Raw genomic sequence first — 4,393 nt, 5'->3', positions numbered from 1 at the left:
CCATTCCTTGTATCTTGAAAAAAGCATCTAATGTTTTAAGCTTGAGCATTAGGTGGAGAAGGGAAAAATTTTGTGTTCATTCCTAGATATAAAATCTGTATGAGAGTTAAGAGTTCCCTCCTCAAAAGTAGAGGCTGAACGGTATCGTAGAAAGACCTAAATGGTTCTAATTCTGTATTCACAAGGTTAGCCTTACTTTTCGTTTTAAATGGTAACGTATGGGGTTATATATGATCAACAACTTTCTGGGTATAGATATTTCAAAAGAACGCTTTGATGTTTTTCTTTCATTCATCAGTAAAAAAGGGAAACGTGAAACTAGGAAAAGGAGTTTTAAAAACGAGGATTCAGGATTTCAAGGTTTACTGGGCTTTTTGCAAAAACATAATGTAGAAGAAGTAAAAGCCTGTATGGAATCTACAGGTTGTTATGGTGAAGCTCTTGCTGAATTTCTACACAATGCTGGACATTTTGTTAGTGTTGTAAATCCTTATTGCATAAAATGCTATGCAAGGAGTAAGCTTGTACGACAAAAGAATGACCAGACTGATGCAGAGATTATTGCAGATTATTGCCAAAGACAGGAACCTTCCCGTTGGACACCACCTTCTTCTGAAAAGAAAAAATTAAAGCATCTTTATCGTTGTTTAGCTGCATTAAAAGATGAATTAGTATTAGTAAATAATCATTTAGAAAAGAAAGAGAGACTGCCTAAAGAAGTCGCAAACGCTTGGGAAAACCTTGCAATGAACATAGAACAAGAAATAAAAATAATAAGAAACTCCATACGTGAACTATTAAAACAACATAAAGAATTGTTGGAAGATTTTCAACTCTTATTGACTATTCCAGGCATAGGAGAGGAATCAGCAATAGCTATTTTAGCTGAAATTCCTGACATAAAAGCTTTTATAAATGCCAGGCAATTGGCAGCATACGCTGGAACTATACCACGAAATATAACATCAGGCTCATCTGTACATGCCAAGCCCAGATTAAGCAAAACCGGTTCACGAACATTATGTAAGGCAATTTACTTTCCTGCTATAGTAGCTAAGAATCACAATCCTATTATTATGACTTTTTGCGAAAGGTTAAAAGAGAAAGGCAAGCATAATATGGCCATTGTAGGAGCTGCAATGCGTAAGTTACTCCATATAGTTTTTGGTGTTTTAAGTTCAAGAAAGGCTTTTGATCCAGATCATATCAACAACTATAGGACTAGGAAGCTGACTGAAGGTTTAGTACTTTAAAATCAACATTTGATTTTATGATGCAATTTTTTGTTGACTCGCAAGACGGTATCTTTCATCAACTTTAATTCCTTCGATCTTTAATAAAGCTTCTACTGTTCCTATATGGCCATGTTTAGCTGCTAAATTTAATACAGGAGTCCAACCTTTTCCACTCTTATCTCTAATGTTTGCTCTTGATGCTATTAGAGCGTCTAATATATCTGTATAGCCTGCCTCAGCAGCTATCCTTGATAACGTAAACTTTAAGTATTTAGGATGATCTGAGGCAAATTCATGATTTACATCAAATTTATTATCAATCCACTCTTTATGTAGATCTTGATCCTCTTTCTCTAGTTCTTTTTCTATTTTCTCAATTATATTATCTTTATCTAAATCTCTCTTATCGTTAATGATACTCAGTACTTTTTTCAGTGTTTCATATCCTTTTGCCATAACTTTACCTTTAAACTAGAATAAAATATCTAACTATTACATATTATACTAGAAAATAAATATTTATTTTAAATGAGCTTATAATCGAAATTGTGGGTAGCAAATTGAATCACAATGTTCGTATAGCTGCAACTCGCGAGCTACTATCTCTCATCCACTGGAGGTATTGCACAGTGCTGTCGACTTGATCGTCGTGGCGAGTTTCTGGAAACATTAAAATTTCATACTCAAAATCGCTGAGCCATATTGCTTGATGCGGCAGAAAAACCTTGCCAGATTCTATTATCGGAACAATCTGGTGGAATCGAGCGAGTTTACTGTTATGCGGCACTATCTCGATAACAGGTATTGCCTTTAGCTCTTGAATCAATTGTTGACCGCTTGTTTTTGCTTCGATTAAAATTGCGTGTGGCTTCCACCTTGCAGCTAGTGATAGAACTTGTTCTTTAAGTTTTGGATACTCAACCTTTGCACGGTACACATTGAGTAAATAAAACTTATTATCCACCTTTGTCCAGGTGGTGCAGACACTAAAGCCACTAGAATCGTTTATTGAAACTGCAGTGTCCCAGCTCTGAGTTATATGTAAGAGATTGTCAGGAAAATTTCTATAGCGTTTCAACCATTCTTGCTTAATTATACCACTTGAAAGCGGCAGAGGATTTTGTTGATATTGGGCAGCAAAAGCGTAATTCCCAAGTTCAGCCTTTATCATTTCAATTTCTCCTACATCGAGGGGATATAACAGCTGACCTTCCTTTTTTAAGTATAAAATCCTTGAAGATGTAGCGCCTGTTGAGCTTTTGCACTCATTTGTAGTTACTTGAATAATAGGAACAGGAGAAGGGAGAATTGATCTTTTGATTGAATAGATAATTTCCTTATTTTCAGAAATCATTGGTAAACAAACATGATGCCATATATTTTTCGGTTTGGAGAGAAGATGCCCGGTTAAATCCTCCTGATGTAGTCTGTGCATTACAACAACGATAACTCCTTTTTTCCTGTCATTGAGCCTGGTTATTAGAGTCTGATCGAACCAGTTTGTGGCACGTTTTCTAAACGTTTCACTCAAAGCTTGAGAGGAACTCAGTGGATCATCCACGACAATAAAATCACCACCTTCACCAGTCAGTGTTCCACCAACAGATGTTGCAATCCTGCATCCTCTCTGTACTGTTTGAAATTTGTATTTAGTGTTTTGGTCTTTGCATAGTTCTACCTCTGGAAATAGCGCTTTATACCAACTAGACTGCATTACGCACCTGGTGTCGAGCGAATGCTTTTCGCTAAGCCGCTGAGAATAGCTTGCAACTATTATTCTTGCAGTTGGCTGATTCCCTAGTATCCATGCGGGCCATGCAACACTCACGCACATAGACTTCATCGAGCGCGGAGGCATATTGAATATTATTCGCTTCACTTCACCAGTGCCTGCTGCTTCAAGCCTGTCTGCTATAATTTTTATATACTGATAATTGTTATACTCACATCCCGGCATCACCGTTTGAAAGCATAGTTCGATAAATTTTAAAAAGTTCATGTTGGTCTCCTATAGTGTTAGTGGAATCTACTTTACGGTGGTGTCAGCCTCTTTGTTGTCATCCCAGTGCGTGACACTGGGATGGCTTTGTTGCATCGCTCTTTGGATAGTAGATAATGTATAATAAATTCATGAAGCTATCTCAAATTTAGCGACGCCAATTTCAATAAATTTATTGAGTAAGTAGCATTTTATTAGCAATTCTTTTTCACGATTTACTTCGGATTTATTTCTAAAGCTAAACCCAAATGTTTGTTTTAGTCGCGAAAAAAAAACCTCAATATATGACCTCTTTCCATAATTTACTTTTTCTTTCCACTTCTTCATACCATCTTCATTATGTAATTTGATTAACCTAATAGCAGTGTTCCTATCAGACATGTAGTCTATTTTTAAATGCTCTGCTGCACAGGTTTTTGGTAGAATTTTTGCTTTTATATTATATTCTTTGCATAATTTATAAAGCTTATGCCTATCGTACGCCCTATCGGCATATAGTACTTTTACGACATGCTGAAAATCAACTTTTTTTAGCAGATCACAAGTGATCAGAGTAGACACCGTTACTGTATTTTACAGCTATGGCGTTTTTGCTATTTATATTCAACATTACATGCAATTTTCTTGTCTGTTCATAGCTGCGATACTTTCTATCTTTACTATTTTCCTTACTGTGACCAGGGGTATTATTATAAATACTGATACTTGTACTGTCTATGGCAATTTCAATATCTTCCATATTGTTTTTGTCAACTCTGCAATCATTGATCTTAATATTGAGTTTTTTAAACCTTCTTGAAGCCTGCGAATAGCTAATGACTGCTAAGCCTTTTCCTACTTGCTGCAAATATCCTTTTATAAACCCTACCGTTTGTCTTAAGCCAATTCTAAAGAGACTAGCGACTATATGCACTAAAATCACAACTTTATCACTGTAAATATTGTTGCCACCGAACACTTTTGGACCATGTTCGTACCAATTTTCTATTAATAAAATGAAAAATATTTCCTCTTTCTTGGAGAAATTTGTTATATTCATTGCAGTTACTGACTTTCATTTGCTGTGGCATATTTTTTCTTCAATGGTTAAATGGCTATTCTATAATGAATTTTGTCAGTAACTGCCAGTTCTTTTCTCTTGAGTGATGCAACAAAGCCA

The 4,393-nt window shown here is 35.7% G+C and carries 3 protein-coding genes and 1 pseudogene; 1 reads left to right on the top strand and 3 read right to left on the bottom strand.

Translation table 11 applies throughout. From position 1 onward, the window contains the following. The first annotated feature begins 230 nt into the window (after positions 1-230). The gene (locus Wcon_RS08845; RefSeq protein ID WP_114517756.1) at positions 231-1,253 is read left to right on the top strand and encodes an IS110 family RNA-guided transposase; all 1,023 of its coding nucleotides are present in this window, start codon (positions 231-233) and stop codon (positions 1,251-1,253) included. Between the two features lie 15 nt (positions 1,254-1,268). Here Wcon_RS08845 and Wcon_RS08840 read toward each other — a convergent pair whose 3' ends face one another. From Wcon_RS08840 to Wcon_RS13500, 3 genes and pseudogenes are all read right to left on the bottom strand, one after another. Further along, positions 1,269-1,691, bottom strand: a complete 423-nt coding sequence (locus tag Wcon_RS08840; RefSeq protein WP_114517892.1) for an ankyrin repeat domain-containing protein — start codon at positions 1,689-1,691, stop codon at positions 1,269-1,271. A 109-nt stretch (positions 1,692-1,800) separates the two neighbouring features. Next, a complete protein-coding gene (gene terL, locus Wcon_RS08835) occupies positions 1,801-3,234 on the bottom strand; it encodes a phage terminase large subunit (protein ID WP_114517891.1) in 1,434 nt (477 codons plus the stop codon). A 129-nt stretch (positions 3,235-3,363) separates the two neighbouring features. After that, a pseudogene (locus Wcon_RS13500) lies at positions 3,364-4,304 on the bottom strand (IS5 family transposase). Positions 4,305-4,393 lie beyond the last annotated feature (89 nt).

This window comes from Wolbachia endosymbiont of Cylisticus convexus (genome assembly GCF_003344345.1).
This window is presented reverse-complemented; position numbering and strand designations above follow the sequence as displayed.

Excerpts from the sequence above, each read along its gene's own strand:
- Wcon_RS08845 (WP_114517756.1), top strand. The coding sequence starts at position 231 with ATGATCAACAACTTTCTGGGTATAGATATTTCAAAAGAACGCTTTGAT.
- terL (WP_114517891.1), bottom strand. The coding sequence starts at position 3,234 with ATGAACTTTTTAAAATTTATCGAACTATGCTTTCAAACGGTGATGCCG.
- Wcon_RS08840 (WP_114517892.1), bottom strand. The coding sequence starts at position 1,691 with ATGGCAAAAGGATATGAAACACTGAAAAAAGTACTGAGTATCATTAAC.